Genomic DNA, 20,393 nt, shown 5'->3' on the forward strand with positions numbered 1-20,393 from the left:
CTTTTTGCTATTCAGGTAAATCCATTACATCCGGACAGGACTAATATTCCAAATCTCAGCAGCATATCGACTGATTGTATTATCGCTGGAGAATTTACCCGAATGGCCAATGTTGATAATCGACTTCTTCAGCCATTCCTTCTGATTGCGGTAAGCTCGGTCAATTTCAACATGGGTCTCGACATAGCTAGCAAAATCTTTAAGTACGAAGAACTCATCATTGTTCTCGAGCAACGACTGATAAATCGGTAGGAACTCCTGGGTGTGTGAACCAAATGGCCCTGTAACTAGCTGATCCAGCACTTCCTTTACCCTGCTGTCACTATTATAGATATCACGTGCATGATAACCACCATATTGATAGTAATCAAGCACCTGCTCCGCCCGAAGACCAAACAGGAACATGTTGTTGTCCCCCAGCATTTCATGCATTTCCACGTTGGCACCATCCATCGTACCGATGGTCAAAGCTCCATTCATCATAAACTTCATATTCCCGGTACCGGAGGCTTCCTTGCTTGCAGTAGAAATCTGTTCACTAACATCAGCCGCCGGAATGATCTTCTCTGCGAGAGAAACCGAATAGTTCTCTAAAAAGAAGATGCGGATCTTACCCTTTACATCCGGGTCTTTGTTGACCACATCGGCAACTGTATTAATCAGTTTAATGATCCGCTTCGCCAAGTGATAGCTGGGAGCTGCCTTTGCTCCAAAGATAAACGTACGCGGCACCATATCCATCGAAGGATTATCTTTGATCTGATTATACATATGAATAATATTCAGCACGTTCAGCAGTTGACGTTTATAGGCATGCAGTCTCTTTACTTGCACATCGAAGATAGAGTCTGGATCTACCAGCTCACCATGCTTGCTGCTAATGTAATTAGCAAGTTTCTGCTTGTTGCGGCGTTTAATACCGGCGACCTGCTCCTGAAATGAAGAATCCTCGCAGTATTTGATCAGACCAATCATTTCCTGGGGATGATGAATCCAGCGAGTACCGATTGAATCATTGATCAGTCCAGTTAGCTCCGGGTTGGCATGCTGCAACCAGCGCCGATGGGTAATGCCGTTCGTCTTGTTGTTGAAGCGGTGCGGATACATCTCGTTGAATAGCCGCATTTCGCGTTTCTGCAATATTTCCGTATGCAGTGCCGCTACTCCATTAACGCTATGACTGGCGACAATGGCTAAATGAGCCATGCGAACCTGATCATCATGAATAATCGCCATCTGGGTAATCCGGTCCTGATCGCCTGGATATTTGCTCATTAGCTCTCCGCAGAAACGGGCATTGATCTCTTCAATGATGAGGAAGATACGCGGCAATAGCTCCTTGACCATCTGAATCGGCCATTTCTCAAGCGCCTCACTCAGAATAGTATGATTCGTATAAGATACCATTCGGTTCGTTATTGACCAGGCCTGCTCCCATGCTATTCCATGATCATCCATCAAAATCCGCATCAGTTCAGGGATGACCAGTGTTGGATGCGTATCATTGATATGAAGAGCGACTTTGTCTGGTAAAGATTCATAAGGAAGCCCGAGCTTGCTAAAAGTTCGTAGAATACTTTGCAATCCCGCGCTACAGAGGAAATATTGCTGCTTCAAACGAAGCAGTTTACCTTCGTACTGTGAATCATCCGGATACAGAAACTCAGAAATGGATTCTACAGAACGTTTGTATTCCAAAAATTTATGATAGTCTGTTCCAGCTAAAGAACCAAAGGTTTGAGCGGGCTGAGTGATGGACTCTGCACTCCAGTTACGCAGTGTGTTCACATGCCGTCGGTCTGCACCGATTACGGGCACATCGTAAGGAATAGCACGGACCGCCTCATAATCTTTATGTTCAAACGTCAGATGTCCATCTACTGCATTAGTCTCCACATGTCCCCAGAATCTTACTTCTACCTGCTTGTCTTCACGGCGCACTTCCCATACATTAGGATTCTGCAGCCAGTAATCGGGCAGTTCCACCTGATACCCGTCAACGATCTTCTGCTCGAATAGGCCGTATTTATAACGTATACCGCAACCATGCCCCGGATATTGCAAGGAAGCCAGTGAATCAAGGAAGCAGGCGGCCAACCGGCCAAGACCTCCATTGCCAAGTCCCGCGTCAGCTTCCTCCTCCTCAATATCAAGCAGACAAAAGCCAAGCTCAGACAAGCCCTCACGTACAACTTCCAGCACACCCATATTCAGCAGGTTATTGCCCAGAAGTCTACCGATCAGAAACTCCATTGAAAAATAGTATACCTGCTTGTCCTTATCGGCCTTGTACTTCTGATTGGTATTCGCCCAATTTTTGCCGGCATTCTCGCGGATCATGTTGCCCAAAATGTTGTAGATATCGGCGTTCGAAGCTTCTTCGAGCGGCTTGCCCAATTTTCCGATGAGTGTTTCGCGGAACACTTGTTTAAAAGTTTCTTTATCGTTAAACAACAGCTGGTTCCTCCTGACAAACTCTGTATTTAGAAACGCAATGGACTTATCATTTGGAGTTCAGGTGAACTACAGAATGACTTTAGTTCACCTGAACTAAAATTAGCTGTTATATCTTGCTGCTCTTAGCGATGACGAATGGACGTTTGCTATCCCCGACCAGTATGCGATCCTTACTCAAATGCACATCTTTATCCATAATGACATTCTCAATGATGGCATTCTCTTCAATTATGCATTTCTGCATAATAATAGAGTTAGTAATCCTGGCTCCCTTTCGCACCTGCACTCCTCGAAAGAGCACACTGTTCTCCACTGTTCCGGCAATAATACAGCCGTTAGCGAGCAGCGAGTTGCTGACATTGGCGCTTTCGAGGTAGCGGGTAGGGGCCTCATATTTTATCTTAGTCTGCACTGGATTCTCTTTAAACAGACCGAAGTAATTATCCTGCTGGAGCAATTCCAGACTATTCTTATAATAGCTTTCCAATGAGTTAATAACTGAGTGATAGCCCTTATACTCATATCCGGAAATTTTGAATTTATGTCTGTTCTTCTGGATAATATCCCGGAAAAAGTAGCTCTCACCATGAGCGATGCAATACTCCACCTGCTCCAGAAACAGCTTCTTCTCCATAATAAAAATATCCAAATACAGATTGTGGTGGTCTTTCTCATGATGAATATTTGTTACTTTATTCTCTTCATCCACTTCAACCCGCAGGCACACATCATGCTCCGGCTGAAGCTGATCGATTTTCTTATACACTAGCGTAACATCTGCCCCCTGCTCCATATGGAACTGGTACAAATCCTGAAAATCAATGCTGTTGATGTGCTGGGTACCGGAGAAGACAATATATTTAGCCGCAGCCCGCTTAAAGAAATCCAAATTGTTATGATAATGCTGCAGATCTCCAAGCGATGTATCCGTTGGATCGTTCCAGTCTGGCGGCAGGATGAAGAGTCCTCCATGCTTACGGTTCATATCCCAGGACTTACCGTCACCCAGATGATCCATCAGTGAACGATATTTACGACGGACGAACAGCCCAACGCTCTCCAAATCTGCCCGCATCATGTTAGAAAGTACAAAGTCAATCAATCGGTAGCGGCTGGCAAAGGGTACGGCTGCGCCGCAGCGAAAATAGGTTAACTCATTTAATTTATCCAATTCATGGTCAAGATTGATTACCCCCATGAGTTGCTTCATCAGAATCCACCGTCCTCTACTGGTTATATGGTTTTGGCTGCAACAGATTTCCGCTTTTGACTACGATTATCGACCAGTAGAATTTCGTTTTCATTCTCCCGTTCGACGCCGATTTCCATATAATCCTCGATTACCGTATTCTCACTAATAATCGCTTTATGAATCTTCACATTCTTCCCAATCTTGACCATTGGCATAATAACCGAATCCGTAACCACACTACCTTCACCCACTTCTACGCCGTAAAAGAGAACCGAGTGTTTCACATCGCCATATACCCTGCAGCCTTCATTAATGATACAGCTGGTTACATTGGCTCCCGGTGCAACATATTGTGCTGGTTGATTCGGATTGCGGGTGAATATACGCCAGTTAGGATCATTGAGGTTAAGCGGAGGATTATCGCTAAGCAGATCCATGTTCGCTTCCCATAAGCTGTCTACCGTACCTACATCCCTCCAATATCCTTCAAAAGGATAAGCATACAGAGACATGCCGTCTTCCAGCATCAAAGGAATAATATCCTTGCCAAAATCATGTGAGGAGCCCGCATTCTCGCCATCTTCCAATAAATGCTTGCGGAGAACATCCCATTTAAAAATATAAACTCCCATGGAGGCCAGTGTACTCTTAGGCTTCACTGGTTTCTCATCAAATTCGTAGATTTTCAGATCTTCATCTGTATTTAATATTCCAAAGCGGCTTGCTTCTTCTAATGGAACATCAATCACAGAAATTGTGCAGTCAGCATTTCTTTCTTTGTGGTACTGCAGCATAGCATTATAGTCCATTTTATAAATGTGGTCACCCGAAAGAATCAGGACATGCTCGGGATCAAATTGATCTACAAATTTAAGGTTTCGGTAAATCGCATCGGCCGTTCCCCGATACCAGCTGCTTCCGTTCTCCCGTTCATGTGGCGGCAATACAAATACGCCGCCATTCTTACGGTTCAAATCCCAATCGCTGCCTATTCCAATATATGAATGCAGCACAAGCGGCTCATACTGAGTCAGCACGCCTACTGTATCAATACCTGAATTGGTACAGTTACTTAAGGGGAAATCGATAATTCGATAAGTCCCCCCAAAATAAACAGCGGGCTTGGCAATGGATTTGGTTAATCCCTTCAACCTTTTCCCTTGGCCTCCCGCCAATAGCATAGCTACCATTTCTTTTTTCTTCATGGAAGAGCCTCCCTTGAACTTATGGGTAGTGAAGCAAAACATAACTGGTTGAATGAATGATACAGTGTAATACGGACTCCAAAGTAGATATTTAAAAATGAAGTAAACAGAAAGAAATAATAATGGGTAGGAACCTTAATCAGGTTAACAAACGGGGGAACATACAGATTCGGGACATGTTACCGAATAGGGAGACAGCTCTCCAAAATCGGGATATTATCCTTATTGTAAAGTGTTCTAGAGCTGCCGTCAAAACCCTTTATCACTGGATCATAAAACTCCTGTTTTTTTGTTATGGTTCCTTATTAATCAGATAAATCCTTCTTATTATTAGATTAACCAAAATGATGAGAAATGAAAGATTTTTATTCCCTGAATGTTAAAAACAATGCTCTAGTCTTCAGCAAACGTTCAACCGTGTGTGTCATAATGTAACTATCTATTACTGAAAATGGAGGAGTCCGAATGAAAGCTTCCCAAGGTGTACGACTGCTGCTCGTAGATGACGAGCCTCATATCCTCCAGTTCCTGGAACTGGGTCTGATAAATGAAGGATTTGAAGTAAGAACTGCCCCTGACGGATTAACAGCGATAGCTGTCGCTGCAGATTTCAAGCCGCATGTCGCAATTCTGGATGTGATGATGCCAGGCATGGACGGCTTCGAGCTGTGCCGCTACCTCCGCTCGGAAGAGGCTGAACTTGCCGTCATCATGCTTACCGCAAAAGACGAGATAGATGATCGCGTAAAGGGATTGTCTATTGGTGCTGACGATTATATGGTCAAACCCTTCAGCTTCGACGAGCTGCTGGCCCGTATTCAAGCAAGGCTGCGCAATCAGTTTCCCGGCCTGCTCGGGGAGGTTCGTTGTGGCCCCTTCCGAATAGATGGTCGAAGAAAAGAAATCCGCCATAAGGAAGAGGTGCTTGAGCTCTCTCCTACGGAGTACGAACTGCTGCAATATCTGGTTATTAATCATGGCCTTGTACTCAGCAAGCCCATGATCCTCGACAAGGTATGGGGCTATGACTTTGGCGGCGAAGAAAATATTGTTGAGGTCTATATCCGCTCACTCCGTGAAAAGCTCGGGGATAAGGAACACCGGATCATACGCACCCTCCGTGGGGCTGGCTACAGGGTGGATTTTGTATGATTGCCCGTACAACGGGTTTCTTCCGACGGCTGCCTGCGCCACGTTCCTTACGCAAGCAGTTGCTGGCTATCTCCCTCCTTATTCTTTCAGGACTGCTCCTGCTAATCGGAGTACTGCAATATATTCTGATGCGGGATTTCATATACAGCAACAGAGCCGAGTCCATGGAAACACAAATGCGGTCGGTTCCACGCGAATTATACTACACCATTCTTAATTTCTCAGAGGATGACACAATAAATGGAAGCAGCGCTGTGGATAGTACCAACAATAACAACAGCGCTGCGGAATTCAGTCCTCCAAGTGGGGGAAGTACAACCGGGAACGGCTTTAATCCCAAGAGCGACAGCACCACCAACAGTGGAGGCGCACCGGGCAGAGGCGGGGATAAACGTCCACTCCTCCTCGATGCCCATACAACGATTGCTATCTATAGTTCAGATGGCACCTTCCGCGATTTCCAGCAAGAAACGCTGTCAGATACCGCTGCCCCAAGAATGACCAATGAAGAATATAACAAGCTGCTGCAGAACCACACAACAGATAGAGCAACCGGAGATTATAAGCTTATAACGGCAGAAGACGGCAGTGAACACTTAGCCGTATTCATGAATCTAGGCAGACCCGGGAATTCCAAGCTATTGCTGCAAATGAGTGTGAACACAGGACCCTTGACCGATGTGATTATGCAGCAGTTGCTTATTTTCGCAGCATTATCCGTAGTTGCTCTACTGGCGGGTCTCTTCATGTACCTGCCCGCACTGCGAAAGACACTGATTCCTTTATCCAATATGGGTGAAGCTGCTCAGATCATCGATGCTGGAAATTTAGATGTGCGCTTTCCTGTTGAACAAGGGCAAACCGAGATCGATAAGCTGTCCCAGTCTTTTAACGGTATGCTGGAACGGCTTGAAATATCCTTCCACAATGAACGAGAAGCCAAGGAGCAAATGCGCCGGTTCGCAGCAGATGCATCGCATGAGCTGCGAACTCCGCTTACTTCCATTCACGGTTTCCTGGAAGTACTGCTGCGGGGAGCCGCTGACAACCAAGAACAACTGTACAGCGCCCTGCGCAGCATGCATGGTGAATCGAAGCGAATCAACAAGCTGGTAGAGGATCTGCTATTGCTAGCTCGGATGGATGGTGCTCCACAGCTGCGGGTTGCGAATCTGCTGATTGGGGAAGTCATCGCTGAAATGAAGCCAAACCTGCTGTTGCTTGCCGGAAACCGCAAGGTCACCTTCGATATCTCCTATGGCATACGTGGTATGTACGACCCTGATAAAATCAAGCAGGTTATACTCAATCTATTTCATAATGCAGTACAGCATACGGATGCAGAACAGGGTGTTATCCATCTCTCCTTGCATGCTCGGGATACCCATGCAGAACTGATCGTCCGTGATAATGGCTTTGGTATCACCGCCGAGCATATCCCACATGTCTTTGACAGATTCTACCGCAGCGACTCTTCACGCACTCGCAAATACGGAGGCTCGGGACTGGGTCTATCCATTACAAAGTCCATCGTAGAGGCCCATAGCGGAGAGATTAGTGTGAGCAGCACGCCCGGTGAAGGCACCGTCTTCCTGGTTTCCCTTCCTTGTCTGAAAGGATTAGCTAAAGAGCTGTAACCAACGTTATAATAGTAAGTACAACTTCATAAAACAAGGCTTATGCTTACGAAGTGGTTTTATTGCGAAGTGATGTCAAAGAAGCAGATGCTCCATAAAACAAGGCTATGCTTACGAAGTGGTTTTATTGCGAAGTGATGTCAAAGAAGCAGATGCTCCATAAAACTTAGGAGGTTAAATGTATGTATGAGATCGCTATTATTGGTGCTGGCCCTGCTGGCGCCAGCGCAGCTTTATTCGCCGCCAAAGCAGGCAAAAAGACGCTCTTGATCGACAATGACAAAGGCATGACTCGTAGAGGATGGTATGAGAATTATTACGGAATCTCCGAAATAGGGGGACCCGATCTGGTTGAGACCGGACATAAACAAGCGGTGAAGTTTGGTGCGGAGCTAGTATCGGAACAGGCCGTTAAGCTCTCTCCAAGCGGCGAAGGTTTTGTTATTGAAAGTGAGAGCGGCACAAGCTATGAAGCCAAACATGTGATTCTTGCCACCGGCGTCCTGAGTGATCTGGCAGCCCTGGCTGGCGTAGAAACAAAAGATGGCACAGAACCAAGAATCAAAACAGTGATCGCTGTAAATGCAGAAGGCAAAACTAACATCGAAGGCATTTGGGCCGCCGGCACCGTAGCCGGAGTAAGTGTACATGCCATCATTACTGCAGGTGACGGTGCCAAGGTTGCCATTAATATTATCAGCGAGCTGAACGGTGCACGATTTGTCGATCACGATGTTCTGAAAGCATAATGACTTGATACCTCCGGAAGCGGACTCCCTAGAGTCTGCCTTCCGGATTTTTTTTGCCTTTAACTAAAAAGTAATAAAGCAAAAGGCTGTTTCAAATTAGCAGGGTCTGTAGACCCTAACAATTTGGAACAGCCTTATAGATTTGCGAAGCTATGAGCCCGCCTGTAGGAAGATTTAGCCGATACGATTACTTCAACTGGAATGAGTAGTCCAGACCTGGCGATTCTTCTTCAGAGTCCTCTTCCAATTCGGCGACCAGCTTCTGTAAATAGGGCAACAGCAGTGGACGCAGCTCCTCCCGCTGCAAGCCGATTTCCAGCGTAGCTTGAATGTAACCAAATTTGTCACCGATATCATAACGTTTGCCAATCAGATCAAGAGCCATCAGCCCTTCGCTGCGACATACTTCATGCAAGGCATCCGTCAACTGATATTCACCGCCAGCCCCACGTTCCAGCTTAGCGAGTACCGAGAATATCGAAGGCTGCAGGATATAACGCCCCATAATCGCATTCTCCGACGGCGCTGCCTGGGGGGTTGGCTTTTCAACTAGTCCGCTCACCTCATGTACACCATTCAGGGAACCCTTGGAAGCGATAATTCCATATTTATTGACCTCTTGTCTAGGAACCTTCTGGACACCCACAATCGTCTTTTCTGTCTGCTCATACAGTTTCATCATTTGCGAAATCGCCGGTGTTTCCGAGACCATAATGTCATCGCCGAGCAGAACTGCGAACGGTTCATCGCCGATAAACTGTTCGGCACAGAGGATGGCATGTCCTAGGCCTAGTGGTTCTTTTTGCCGGATATAATGTATGGTTGCCAGTTCACTGATCGCCCGCACTTTGCGCAGCAGATCTAGCTTCCCTTTTTCCAGCAGAACTTGCTCCAGCTCTACCGACTTATCAAAATGGTCCTCTATCGACTTCTTGTTGCGTCCTGTCACAATAATAATACTCTCAATTCCAGACCGGACCGCTTCCTCCACAATGTATTGAATGGCCGGCTTGTCGACAATTGGCAGCATTTCCTTCGGTTGAGCTTTGGTTGCCGGCAGGAACCGAGTGCCTAGTCCAGCAGCAGGGATAACAGCCTTTTTGATCTTCACGATGGATCACTCTCCTGCACTTTATTTATTGAGATGGGCTACACGGCGCTCCTGTACATCCTGCTGCTTCTTTCCTCCATAGAACTCCTGAACGATATAGAGTGGACGACCCTTGGACTCATCATATATCCGTCCGACATATTCGCCCAGTATTCCCAGCATGACCAGCACAAAACCGTTGAAGGTGAGTGTAATGCCGATCATCGACGCCCAGCCCTTAACGGCCTCGTCCGTAAAGATCGCCAAGTAGAACACATACATAAGGTACAGAAACCCGGATGCGGACAGCAGAGCTCCTAGATATCCGGCCAGCTTCAGCGGTTTATAAGAGAAAGAAGTAATGCCATCGAGCGACAGCTTGATCATACGCTTCAGCGGATATTTGGTTTCTCCGGCCAGACGTTCGTCACGTTCGTATTCAAGCGCCTTCTGACGGAAGCCAACCCAACTAACCAGGCCGCGTACAAAGCGATTTTTTTCCGGCAGCCGCTTAAGCTCATTCACTACTTTACGGTCCATGAGACGGAAATCGCCTGTATCCACCGGGATGGAGATATCCGTTGAATAACGCAGCACTCTGTAAAAGAGGCTAGCCGTCCACTTTTTAAATAAGGATTCACCATTACGTTTAATGCGTTTGGCATAGACAACCTGATAGCCATTTTTCCATTCCTCGATCATTTTGAGAATCAGCTCTGGAGGGTCCTGCAGATCCGCGTCAATAATGACTACTGCCTCCCCCAGTGAATAATCCATTCCTGCTGTGATCGCTACCTGATGCCCAAAATTACGAGACAGATCAATCAGCTTTACACTCTCATCCCAGTAGCTGTACTCCTCTATCATTTGCGCACAATTGTCAGTACTGCCGTCATTGACGAAAATAAGCTCATAGACCTCACCGGTCGTTCCCATCACTTTCTTGATCCGCCGATACGTTTCCTGAATAACTGCCTCTTCGTTAAACATCGGTATAATAATGGAATAGCGCACTGTAATACTCATGAGCAGCTCCTCCTCTAATTTGTAATCATGAAGCGCGCTACAGCTAGGCTTGAAAACGCGCTCCCGGATAATTAAACACTGTCTTAGTTCAAAGTAATTTCGTATAATGTACCGCTGCTAGCACCCGATCCCTGCCAATCCGCTGCGGGAACCTCCGTTCCATTCTCCGTAATCCAGGTTGTCAGTTCAGAGTTGCCGCCACGTCCGCCACCCATACCGCCACTCGATACCAGGAAGTATTTCACTTTCCCACTCTCAACCAATGCCTTCAGCGTATCTGTGGTATATACCGTATCCGAAGCATTAAAGCCGTTCAGAATGACCACTGCTGCGCCTTCATCGATGATATAAGGGCCTGCTGTACTATAATCCATAGCTGCGAACAGGTATTTCTCGCCAGTATTATGTTCCTGCAGATAGGTCAGCAAATTCTCATTGACCCCTGCAGAGCTATTTGGGCCCATGGCGCCCTGGCCGCTAGGTGCTTGGTTAGTGGCAGCTTGACCGGTAGCAGCTTGACCTGTTGTGCCTTGACCGAACCCGCCTCGAGCGGCTCCACCTTGACCTCCGCCCCCCATACCACTACTGCTGCTATCAGGTCCTGCTGCCGGAGTCATACTGTTCAGTCCATAAGTTATTGGAGTGATTGCCCAGTAGAGTGGTCCAATTAACAAGACCAATAATCCGGCAACACCTAATGCATGCATGAATGGCTTTTCTTTTCCTTTCAGGACAATCAGCAGCAGGGCAACAACGATTCCTGCAGCCAGAACACCTATGGACCAACCGCTGCCGATGGTATCGTCATAAGGATGAAGGATGTACCACTGGAAGACTGCAGTGATCAGCGTTGCCGCTGGCAGGAGCCAGGATAACCAGCCTGTTCGTTCCCGGTATAAGCTCCATAGCTGTGACCAGCCTGCACCAACCAGGGCGGCAATCGGCGGAGCCATCATCACCAGATAATATTGGTGGAAGAAACCTGCGATACTGAAGAAGCCCATAATTGGCACTAGCCATGCTAGCCAGAATAATGCTTCTTTATGCTTTTGCGTAAAGTTCTTTCTGCGCAAACTGGCGAATAGTCCGATACAACCGAACAATAAGAAGGGTAATAACCAGCTGGCCTGACCCGACAGTTCTTTCTGGAACAGTCGTAATGGACCCGCAGTTCCTGTATTAAACATTCCGGAACCACCACCGCCATTCATGCCGCCACGGGTTCCTAGGCCTCCATCTCCGCCATCAAATTGTCGTCCTCCAGCATCCGTTCCATTACTAGGCATCTGCCCTTGCATTCCGCCGTCTTCGGTGCCAGTTGCTGTGCCGCTCACCTGACCTGCAGTCCCTCCGCCACCATCGGTTCTGGTGCCATCGGTAGCCGCTTGCCCACCTGTTCCGTTCATGGCTGGCATTTCGCCATTCATTGAAGGGAAGTTGCCTGTCATGCCACCACCACTAGCGCCTGTACCACGATCGCCGGTCAATCGGGAAACCCCATTGTAACCGAAGGCAAGATTCAGTACAGAGTTAGTACCACTGCTGCCCATAAAAGGACGTTCACTTGCAGGAATTGAATCCACGGTCACTGCCCAAGAAAGAGTGACCACTACTAATAAAATCGTGCTTGCTGCCAGTACAGCTATTTTCCGTTTCCAATTCACTTTAGCTGCCAGGATATAAAATAGATAAAAGGCCGGTAGTACCATATAGGCCTGCAGCATCTTCTCATTAAATCCGACGCCGATCAGTGCGAATGCGGCAAGCAGACTGCTTATTTTGTTGGATTTTGTTCCTTTGAATAAAAACCATGCAGCCAGTAAAAGGGTGAATACGAGCATGGCATCAATGTTGTTCGTGCGGCTGACAGCCGCTGCCACTGGGGTAGCTGCCATAGCTAATGCGGCTAAACGTGCAGCGGTTAGACCGAAGGTAGGCTTCACCAGCAGGTATACAAGCAATACCGAACCAACCCCGCCTAACGCCTGCGGTAGAATTACGCTCCAGCCATGCAGTCCAAAGATCAAAGCGAAAATAGTCTGAATCCAGAACGTTACCGGCGGCTTATCCACCGTTACCGAACCTGCAGAATCGAGTGAAGCGAAGAAAAAGTTATGAAAGCTTTGCATCATGCTTCCTACTGCAGTCGTATAATACGTATTTGCATATTGATCATTCCAAATTCCATAACCGTACAGAAAGGCTGCAAGCAGCAAGATGACCAACAGAACCACATCTGAACCCATTTTCTTGAATAATCTCATATCTCTCCACTCCTATCCATCTATAAATCTATAATTCCGGCAGTTATGCATCCCCGGTTCAATCTTTCCATAATTGTATTATTGCACCCGTACCTTAACTCACAATGAATGCGGGCTGAATGTTTGCTGAAACAAATGCCCTGGCAGGACAACCTCCATATCAACGCAAAAAAAGGCTCCATGGCATGGAGCCTTAGCTATAAACACAAGAAAAACTGCGTACTCCTGGGAGTAACGCAATGTATGTACTCCTGCAGCACTATTTCCTTCTACTCTCTCCTTAACTGGCAGGTAGGGACTGCAGACGTTTACGAATTTCTTTAACAAGCTGTTCCTTCTCTTGAAGTGGAAGCCATTCCACCAACCTGGCAGCAGCTACCGGCAGAATCCACCGATCAATCTCTACGTTAGAATGTCCCGACAAGCGGATATATTCCCGGATATATCCTTTAGTTAATCTTTTTCTAACAATACCTATCATTAGTTTAGTCATGAGTGACGCTCTTGGCGGCATCGCTCCCATACTAAACATAACAACCGATCGCGCGGCATCTCCGGCTGGCTCTCCCGCCATTCCTGTCATCCAGTCGATAATCCATGTCTGTCCATCCATTAGCACATTGTCAGGATGGAAGTCCCCGTGACATAAGTGTTGTCCTTGTGGCAGCTTCTCCAGATGGGTTAGAATAGTGGATTTCTCAGCTCCGGTTAACATAGGCGCCTTTATGATACAGCTCCTTAACATTTCCTTCTGCTGTCCGATGTCTTGCGCTGCCTCAAGCTTATGCAGGCTGTAGTGCAACTCCGCCAGCTTCTGGGCGTACTCGCGGGTTCTCCAAGGCTTCTCGCTCATCACCTTCAATAGAGTAGGACCATGAATTTGTTGAAATACAATGCCTTTACGCTCTTCAATGGTTACGATTTCTAAGGGCTGTGGCGTACTTATGCCCTGTGCATGCACGAATTGACTGGTAGCATACTCGCGAAGGATATGCTCCTCCAGTACATCCTCCCGGTACAGCTTCACAATGGTCTGATCTTTATGTTCCCAAATTTCAGCGGTCCGGCCTTCTCCTATAAGCTTCCCATTCATGTTATTCCTCCAATTCGCTTAGACCAACGCAGTGCGGAAAAATTCATGGTATATATTAATAATCACAATAAGTATAGCCAGTGACTCATTTACAGAATCAACCTCCAAAGAGTGATTGGCGTCATCGATGCGATAGACTTTAATATTGGATAAACCGCTAATCTCTCCGGAATGCTGTTCAGTGAACAGGGGATCACTGCTCCCATAAATAAGGCTGCCCCGACTCTGTCGAATCAGAGGCAAGGTCTCAGGCAGAGGAGTCAAATATAAATGCTCTGTCTGCTTCTGGATATCCAATGCTTCCGCTATCTTCCCTGCCACAACCGTTCCTATACTTTTGCTGATGAATAAAAAATGCTCATACTCTGGTAAAGAGGTTATAGCTCCCATACATTCTTCGACAACGATGCTCATTTCCTCACGCTTAAACTCTGCTCTGGCAATCTGATAACCGTATTCCAGCAGCAGAATATCACAGTTATACTCCCCGGCAGTTTTGGCCGCATACTCCAGCAATGGACGCTCTGCCGAATAATTTTTACCTGGAAAAATAACCACAAGCACCTTAGAACCCTGTGAAATATGCTTATGTCTAACCTCTCTGCCCCAATAGGAAGGCATCACGATGTAGTTGACACTCAAGTGAATCTCTCCCCTCAGCACAATACTTGCTGCAAACTTTTCTATTATTATAGCTATTCAATCTAGACTTTGGAAGCCGTTATTCGCCAAGTCTACTGCTGTGGTGTTGGCTGCTTCTGCTTGCCTTTTCTGATAGTAGTCTCGGCGCAAATCCATAGCAACACCGGAATAAATATCTGAAAGGGCAACGCATATATCTTATATATATGATAAGCAAAATATTGCATTTCCATAATATCTTTGTATATAAACCTGGACAAGTATACCATGATTAATCCTATCTGCAGCACCACAGAGCGATAGCTCTTCAGATTGAAGACTTTAGCGACTCCGTTACACGTTACATATAAACATAAGCTGACTTTGACAAAGGAAGCGGTCACAAAGATAATGGCTGCTGATCCCTCAATCCTGGTTAAGAAGTCACCTATATTAATTCTGCTAACCGCAACGTACGAAGGGAAATATAAGCTTGATAAGATATCGGGACCAAGCACCAATAAATTACGTACGGATACTGCAAGAATAATCCAACCGGCAATGAGCATTCCGCTTAATAGTACCCGCTTGGCCGATCCTTTATGCGGAAGAACCGTGAAGGCGCCCAGAAATATTACAATTTCAGCAAATGGAAACGTAAAGGAGCCCATCATATCGCTAAAAATCACTGGCCAACCGTTATCAAGTAACGGTTTCAGGTGATTATATTCGTACCTGGGTATAGATAGAATCTGGATGATGATAATCACGATAATGGAGAATAGCAGCAGAAATTTTGAGCTTCTCCCCAGAACTTCAAGCCCCGCCTTAACCACCCAGATGCAGAGCAGTCCGATACATAAAATAGGTGCAATCATTGGCGTTTCAGTTAGGGCTACAGTGGCACTGAATTCCCCATAATTTCTAAGCACAAGCGCACCCAGGTGCAGAGAATACCATATGTACAAACAAGAGAGAATTCTCCCGAACAGGCCCCCAAACACGAGGATCAGCATATCATAGAGATCCTTGCCCGGAAAAAGAACATGGAATCTGGCGTACATGAGCATAAGAGGAACCGCCAACGCTATAGCAAGCAGCAGGGCAATCCAACTGCTATTGCCTGATTGTCCTGCCACTCCCATGAACAGTGAGCTGCCGATAATAAACATGATAACAATACTAATGGACTGTCCCGCCGGTATAATCTCTTTTCTCATGCGCTACCTCCCTTCTGGAGTGTCTTCTATAATAATTTTTTGACCCAGCTTACAATTATAGGTGAAGGACTAGGAATCGGCCACTTCATGGCCATTGCAAAAGCAATGAAGAAAGAAATAAGGCACAAGGCCGAGCATATATAGAAATCCCGCTTCAGCCCCTGCTTCAGCAACCCGTAAGGATCGGTTAGGACGATGAAAATATATACAACTATCACCAAAAAGACCATTTTAATCTCCCCGCTTGATAGATCTTGAAGTTTTGGCACTGCTATCGATGATTATTTTGCAGGTAACATCTATATCCATATCCACAAATGTCTCTTCCCAATCCTTCTTAAGCTTCTTCCAGGCCCTCGGCATATTCTGATGAATAATTTCTCCATATCCAAAGATATCCGCATGATATTCATGCTGCAGCTTATGGATTACAGAGACTATATTTTTTTGTAATTCATCCTGGGCTCGCTTCTGAATAGCTTTCTTGTTCTCCAGAGTGGAGAAGCCCTCCGCTGTCATAACCTCATCCAGGTTGGTATGTGATACTATATGAATCTTCATTTGCAGCCGGCCATTTACCCATCGGGGCTTTAGTTCTGTTCTACTGGTTAAAACCTCCAGCGAATAGGTTGGAACACCCGCCTCGTTATCAACGGCCAGCACGCCTCCGGTAACTTTATTAGTAGCGAACAACAGATATCTACTCTCTTCACCACTAAGTTTGCCTACCATTTTGTCCTTGACGAAGATAGCGGTGCCGTACACTCGTTCATTTTTTTGTCCTGCTTTTTCATATATATAGATAAGCGGTGCTATTGCATATTTTCCCGAGGTCTCCAGCTTGTCAATGAAATCCCAGATCTCTACCACTGGAGCCGTGCTGACATGGTGTTCATCACGCATCATTTGGGCGAGCTCAAAGGACATGATCGATTCTGATACGCTGTTCAGATTAAAGAGGGATCGAGCATTCTTCTCTGTAGATACAAATACATAAACATCCGATCTTGTTTCCGTATCTCTGCTATACCAATCAATAACCTTGATAATACCTTCCCTGGCAATCTCTTCACTGAGGATTATCGCCTTAGCATGGCTCCAGAACAACTTCTTCCCAGTCAAAGAGATCATATTCCGGACAATTTCAAACATCGTCCCCCCTGAAAGACTGACTATCTTGAAGCTCGCCTGATTCTGCTGCATTTGCCCTTTGGTATCGAACAGCTCTGCAGTCAGTAATAACTTGCCATCCTGTTCGTTCTTGTCAATGGCTACGCCCGCAACAATCGACTTCTCTTCAACCTCAGAATAATTCCAACAGCCTGAAAGACTAGGCAGCATGAACAATGACATCATGAACAACAACCATCTTCTCCCTGTGGTCATGGTCGTCTTCCCTTGTTCTTCGATGCCATTCTCTTCATATTGCGCGCCCCAATCATCGCCGGACGTTGATGCATATACCACCATGGCGCCCTGATCACTGTATCTTTAATATCCTGTGGCCGGATGGTACCAACTCCAAGCATATAGGGAACTCCGAAGGAACGCAGGCTCATTAAATGGATCACCAAACCAAGTAAGGCGAAGAAGTATCCATATATACCCATAAAAAAAGAAGCAAGCAGCAGCAATATCCGTACTATGATCAGAGGGCCTGTCAACCGTGGATTTAATAACGTCGTTATTCCTGTCAAACCCACTACGATAACCATGGGGGCACTGACAATCCGCGCATCCACTGCTGCCTGACCCAACACCAAAGCGCCTACAATACTAACAGCCTGGCCAATGGAGGTGGGAATCCGTGCCCCAGCTTCACGCAGAATCTCAAATATGGTTAACATCAGTACTGCCTCTACAACGGTAGGAAAGGGCACCGCCAGTCTGGCGGTGGCAATACTGAGCAGCAGCATGGTAGGGAGCATTTCCTGGCTGAAAGTGACCAGAGCTACATAGAGAGCCGGGATACTTATTGACATAAATGCCCCTATTACCCTTAAGAATCGATTAAACGAGGCATAATAATAATTGATATAATAATCCTCACTCGATTGGAAATTCTCTACAAATACAAAGGGCAGTGTCAATGCAAAGGGACTACCTTCTATCAGTACGGTAATTCTACCCTCCATCATTTTACTCACCACAGAATCCGGCCGTTCAGTACTTCCAATCATCTCGAATGGCGAATATGGCTCATCTCGAATTAATTCAGATAAATATCCAGTATCTAGAATATGATCGATCTCAATCCGTTCGAGCCTACCTTGCAGTTCTTTAAGAATATCCGGTGAAGCCAGACCTTCCATATAACAAATACAGATTTGTGTCTTAGAGCGTGTTCCAATATCGCTAAAGATAAATTTCAAATCGGAATTCTGCAATCTGCGGCGGATGAGTGTCAGGTTGACAAGCAGCGACTCCGTAAAGCCATCACGCGGGCCTCGTACAGCTTTATCAGTCATAGGCTCAGTGATAGCCCGTGTTTCCCAACCCTGTGCATTAAGATTCAGCGCACCAGCGTAGCCATCCAACAGTAATAAAGTCTTTCCTGCTACAACAGCGCTAATTAACTCCTCCAGATTTGTAGAAACTATCACATCGCTAATATTGACGACTTGGGTGCGGATTCTCTCCATCAGTTCAGCTGGTTTGCTAATATCGACTTTGGTAAAATCAAAGCTCGTTACCGGTCTGATAATCCCCTCTTGAACCAGCTCTCTGTCAATCATCCCGTCAATATAAATTAAGCTACAGCGGATCTTGTCGCAGTGCATATTGTTTATCACTCTTATTTTGAGAGTTCCATCGTTGTTGAATATTCGCCGAAACAGGCCCAAAGTTTCATCCAGTGACGTACTCAGAGTCTGCGCAGTTTCAGTCTTACTCAGCGTACTGGTGCTATTCGCTCCAGTGGGATGATTATCCACAGTAGTCACTCCTGTCACAGTAGCTTTCCTTGAGATTATCCCCCGTACCTCTCACTCCTATTCTCCAAAAGAAGAAACAACTTCGCCGTACTTTATACGTGTGAACCATATATAAAAAAAGAAGTCGCCATAGGCGACTTCCCTTATAATGATTCTTAATGTATAAAAGTGTTATGTACTCTCTTAGAACGTATGAAATAAGGGATCCAGATTGCACAGGAGACGGCAAGTCTTCCAATATCCTGTGTAGAGTTCCCTTCGTCTAACGTCTGCAAAACTTCGATATTTGCCATCAGCACATAATCGACAATGAGTACAAGCAGATTAGTAACATAATAAAAGATAGCCCAGCGAGGAAAAGTAGATTTCTTCTGATACAGCAAGACCAGCAGAAAAATGGAAAACAGTACGAATACAACATTAGCTACAGATTCAAAGATAAGCGACGGCTTCCACATCGAATCATAGGCAGGAGAATCCGGTGAAGTAAGCGCGTCCCATATTTCCGGTTTAAAGGACGGAATCACATAATTGAAGATCAAAGCTATAATGCGAAATATCGATACATAAAGGCCGATCTGCACCAGAATCATCCAGCCTCCCAAACCGCTAGGTTTGTTCGGAACAATTTCCATTCTCTCGTTGCCCGGTATCATCGTCCCCATCTTACGCACATCCTCTGTTATATTTTTGATGAAAGGAGCTCCACTATGAAACCATTTACAGAAAAGGTTATCCACATCATACAGTCTATTCCTGAAGGGAAAGTTATGACTTACGGAGGGATCGCCCGTACCGCAGGAAGCCCAAGAGGAGCTCGACAGGTCGTTCGCATTCTTCATTCTATGAGCCGGCTGCATAAGCTGCCATGGCATAGGGTCGTTAATGTAAAAGGCATGATTTCCATCATGGACGAGGAATCCAGTTCACTGCAGAAGCTATATCTGCTGGGAGAAGGTATACTTTTTGATGAAAAAGGCGCTATAGACCTAATACAATATGAGTATCACCCTGTACCCACCGATTAAGCTCTGCGCTTCTTAGGATGTGGCCCTCTTTCTCTGGTGCTCAGACCGTTCAGCAGAAAATACATCGTAGCGTAAATAACAAGCAGCACGAAGGCTATAAACAGGCTGAAAAATACCGACTGCCGGTTTAGGCTATCCAGAACTAGCTGATACAGTTGGTGTCGGTCCGTCAAGACGTCCCAACTGTTAAGTCGGTACACCCGGCCGAGCAATACGCCATAACCACCCAGTGCACAAGCAACCAGTACAAATACCCATGAGAGCAGTAGACTGCTTTTGCGGTAAATAACACTTTGGAACTGGTATAGGGAAAAGAATCCAGTTAACCAGCCGCTCCAAGTGAACAGCAGCAGAGTGACCAGATCATACCAATAACGGCTTTGAATAGTACCTCCTACAATGTACTTACCCTTTCCTCCCGATAAATGCACCAAATCCGTCATAATATATGGAGAATTCGGAAAAAACAGTAACCAAGCTATTCCTAATGGAATTAGCAGTAGTCCCCAAATCCTCTTTTTGTCCAGTTCATAAGCCGCCATGGAGAATAAAAAAGGAATCCAGGCCAGAAATAAATTCCAGATAAGAAAGGAAAAATAAGTGTCGGTTCGCAGCGAAACCACATAATATACCGCCAGCGTAGCTAAGGACAACCCCACCAAGAACAGGAATACCTTCGGATAATTCAGTTCCTTCATTAGCAATATTCTCCTTATCATTAGAATA

Annotated in this window: 17 protein-coding genes; 4 read left to right on the top strand and 13 right to left on the bottom strand. The window is 46.0% G+C overall.

Annotated elements, in window-relative coordinates; genetic code table 11:
- Nucleotides 1-24 precede the first annotated feature (24 nt).
- The 3 genes from H1230_RS29415 to H1230_RS29425 form a co-directional block, all read right to left on the bottom strand.
- On the bottom strand, nt 25-2,454 hold the full coding sequence (locus tag H1230_RS29415; protein ID WP_239713301.1) for a glycogen/starch/alpha-glucan phosphorylase: 2,430 nt from the start codon (nt 2,452-2,454) through the stop codon (nt 25-27).
- A gap of 109 nt (nt 2,455-2,563) precedes the next feature.
- Nucleotides 2,564-3,667, bottom strand: coding sequence for a glucose-1-phosphate adenylyltransferase subunit GlgD (glgD, locus tag H1230_RS29420; RefSeq protein WP_239713302.1), 1,104 nt, complete (start codon nt 3,665-3,667; stop codon nt 2,564-2,566).
- A 23-nt stretch (nt 3,668-3,690) separates the two neighbouring features.
- Nucleotides 3,691-4,854 carry a glucose-1-phosphate adenylyltransferase gene (locus H1230_RS29425; protein ID WP_239713303.1) on the bottom strand — a complete coding sequence of 388 codons (1,164 nt, stop codon included), beginning with the start codon at nt 4,852-4,854 and terminating at the stop codon, nt 3,691-3,693.
- Between the two features lie 465 nt (nt 4,855-5,319).
- Between H1230_RS29425 and H1230_RS29430 the strand changes: the two genes are divergently transcribed.
- The 3 genes from H1230_RS29430 to H1230_RS29440 all read left to right on the top strand — a co-directional run bounded on the left by H1230_RS29430 (nt 5,320) and on the right by H1230_RS29440 (nt 8,392).
- Nucleotides 5,320-6,006, top strand: a complete 687-nt coding sequence (locus H1230_RS29430) for a response regulator transcription factor (RefSeq protein WP_154121034.1) — start codon at nt 5,320-5,322, stop codon at nt 6,004-6,006.
- A complete protein-coding gene (locus tag H1230_RS29435; protein WP_239713304.1) occupies nt 6,003-7,643 on the top strand; it encodes a sensor histidine kinase in 1,641 nt (546 codons plus the stop codon). Before H1230_RS29430 ends, H1230_RS29435 begins: the two co-directional genes overlap by 4 nt.
- A 182-nt stretch (nt 7,644-7,825) precedes the next feature.
- Complete coding sequence (locus tag H1230_RS29440; protein ID WP_239713305.1) at nt 7,826-8,392, top strand: FAD-dependent oxidoreductase; 567 nt, start codon at nt 7,826-7,828, stop codon at nt 8,390-8,392.
- Between the two features lie 187 nt (nt 8,393-8,579).
- Here H1230_RS29440 and galU read toward each other — a convergent pair whose 3' ends face one another.
- The 9 genes from galU to H1230_RS29485 all read right to left on the bottom strand — a co-directional run bounded on the left by galU (nt 8,580) and on the right by H1230_RS29485 (nt 19,304).
- Nucleotides 8,580-9,503, bottom strand: coding sequence for a UTP--glucose-1-phosphate uridylyltransferase GalU (galU, locus tag H1230_RS29445; protein WP_275591033.1), 924 nt, complete (start codon nt 9,501-9,503; stop codon nt 8,580-8,582).
- Between the two features lie 21 nt (nt 9,504-9,524).
- The gene (locus H1230_RS29450) at nt 9,525-10,508 is read right to left on the bottom strand and encodes a glycosyltransferase family 2 protein (RefSeq protein ID WP_239713306.1); all 984 of its coding nucleotides are present in this window, start codon (nt 10,506-10,508) and stop codon (nt 9,525-9,527) included.
- Between the two features lie 83 nt (nt 10,509-10,591).
- Nucleotides 10,592-12,772 carry a glycosyltransferase family 39 protein gene (locus H1230_RS29455; RefSeq protein ID WP_239713307.1) on the bottom strand — a complete coding sequence of 727 codons (2,181 nt, stop codon included), beginning with the start codon at nt 12,770-12,772 and terminating at the stop codon, nt 10,592-10,594.
- A 280-nt stretch (nt 12,773-13,052) separates the two neighbouring features.
- A complete protein-coding gene (locus H1230_RS29460) occupies nt 13,053-13,865 on the bottom strand; it encodes a phosphotransferase family protein (RefSeq protein WP_239713308.1) in 813 nt (270 codons plus the stop codon).
- Between the two features lie 18 nt (nt 13,866-13,883).
- Nucleotides 13,884-14,507, bottom strand: a complete 624-nt coding sequence (locus H1230_RS29465) for a hypothetical protein (protein WP_239713309.1) — start codon at nt 14,505-14,507, stop codon at nt 13,884-13,886.
- Between the two features lie 92 nt (nt 14,508-14,599).
- Complete coding sequence (locus tag H1230_RS29470; RefSeq protein ID WP_239713310.1) at nt 14,600-15,706, bottom strand: GerAB/ArcD/ProY family transporter; 1,107 nt, start codon at nt 15,704-15,706, stop codon at nt 14,600-14,602.
- Between the two features lie 231 nt (nt 15,707-15,937).
- The gene (locus H1230_RS29475) at nt 15,938-17,176 is read right to left on the bottom strand and encodes a Ger(x)C family spore germination protein (protein WP_239713311.1); all 1,239 of its coding nucleotides are present in this window, start codon (nt 17,174-17,176) and stop codon (nt 15,938-15,940) included.
- Nucleotides 17,089-18,639, bottom strand: a complete 1,551-nt coding sequence (locus H1230_RS29480; RefSeq protein ID WP_239713312.1) for a spore germination protein — start codon at nt 18,637-18,639, stop codon at nt 17,089-17,091. Before H1230_RS29480 ends, H1230_RS29475 begins: the two co-directional genes overlap by 88 nt.
- A 155-nt stretch (nt 18,640-18,794) precedes the next feature.
- Complete coding sequence (locus H1230_RS29485; RefSeq protein WP_239713313.1) at nt 18,795-19,304, bottom strand: DUF2569 domain-containing protein; 510 nt, start codon at nt 19,302-19,304, stop codon at nt 18,795-18,797.
- Between the two features lie 45 nt (nt 19,305-19,349).
- Here H1230_RS29485 and H1230_RS29490 point away from each other — a divergent pair, with 45 nt between their 5' ends.
- Entirely contained in the window at nt 19,350-19,667 is a 318-nt protein-coding gene (locus H1230_RS29490) for an MGMT family protein (RefSeq protein ID WP_239713314.1), read from the top strand.
- Here H1230_RS29490 and H1230_RS29495 read toward each other — a convergent pair.
- Nucleotides 19,664-20,365, bottom strand: a complete 702-nt coding sequence (locus H1230_RS29495) for a DUF1361 domain-containing protein (RefSeq protein WP_239713315.1) — start codon at nt 20,363-20,365, stop codon at nt 19,664-19,666. The two genes, H1230_RS29490 and H1230_RS29495, sit on opposite strands and share 4 nt — an antisense overlap.
- Between the last annotated feature and the right edge of the window lie 28 nt (nt 20,366-20,393).

This window comes from Paenibacillus sp. 19GGS1-52, assembly GCF_022369515.1.
In the GTDB taxonomy this organism is placed as follows: Bacteria; Bacillota; Bacilli; order Paenibacillales; family Paenibacillaceae; genus Paenibacillus_AQ.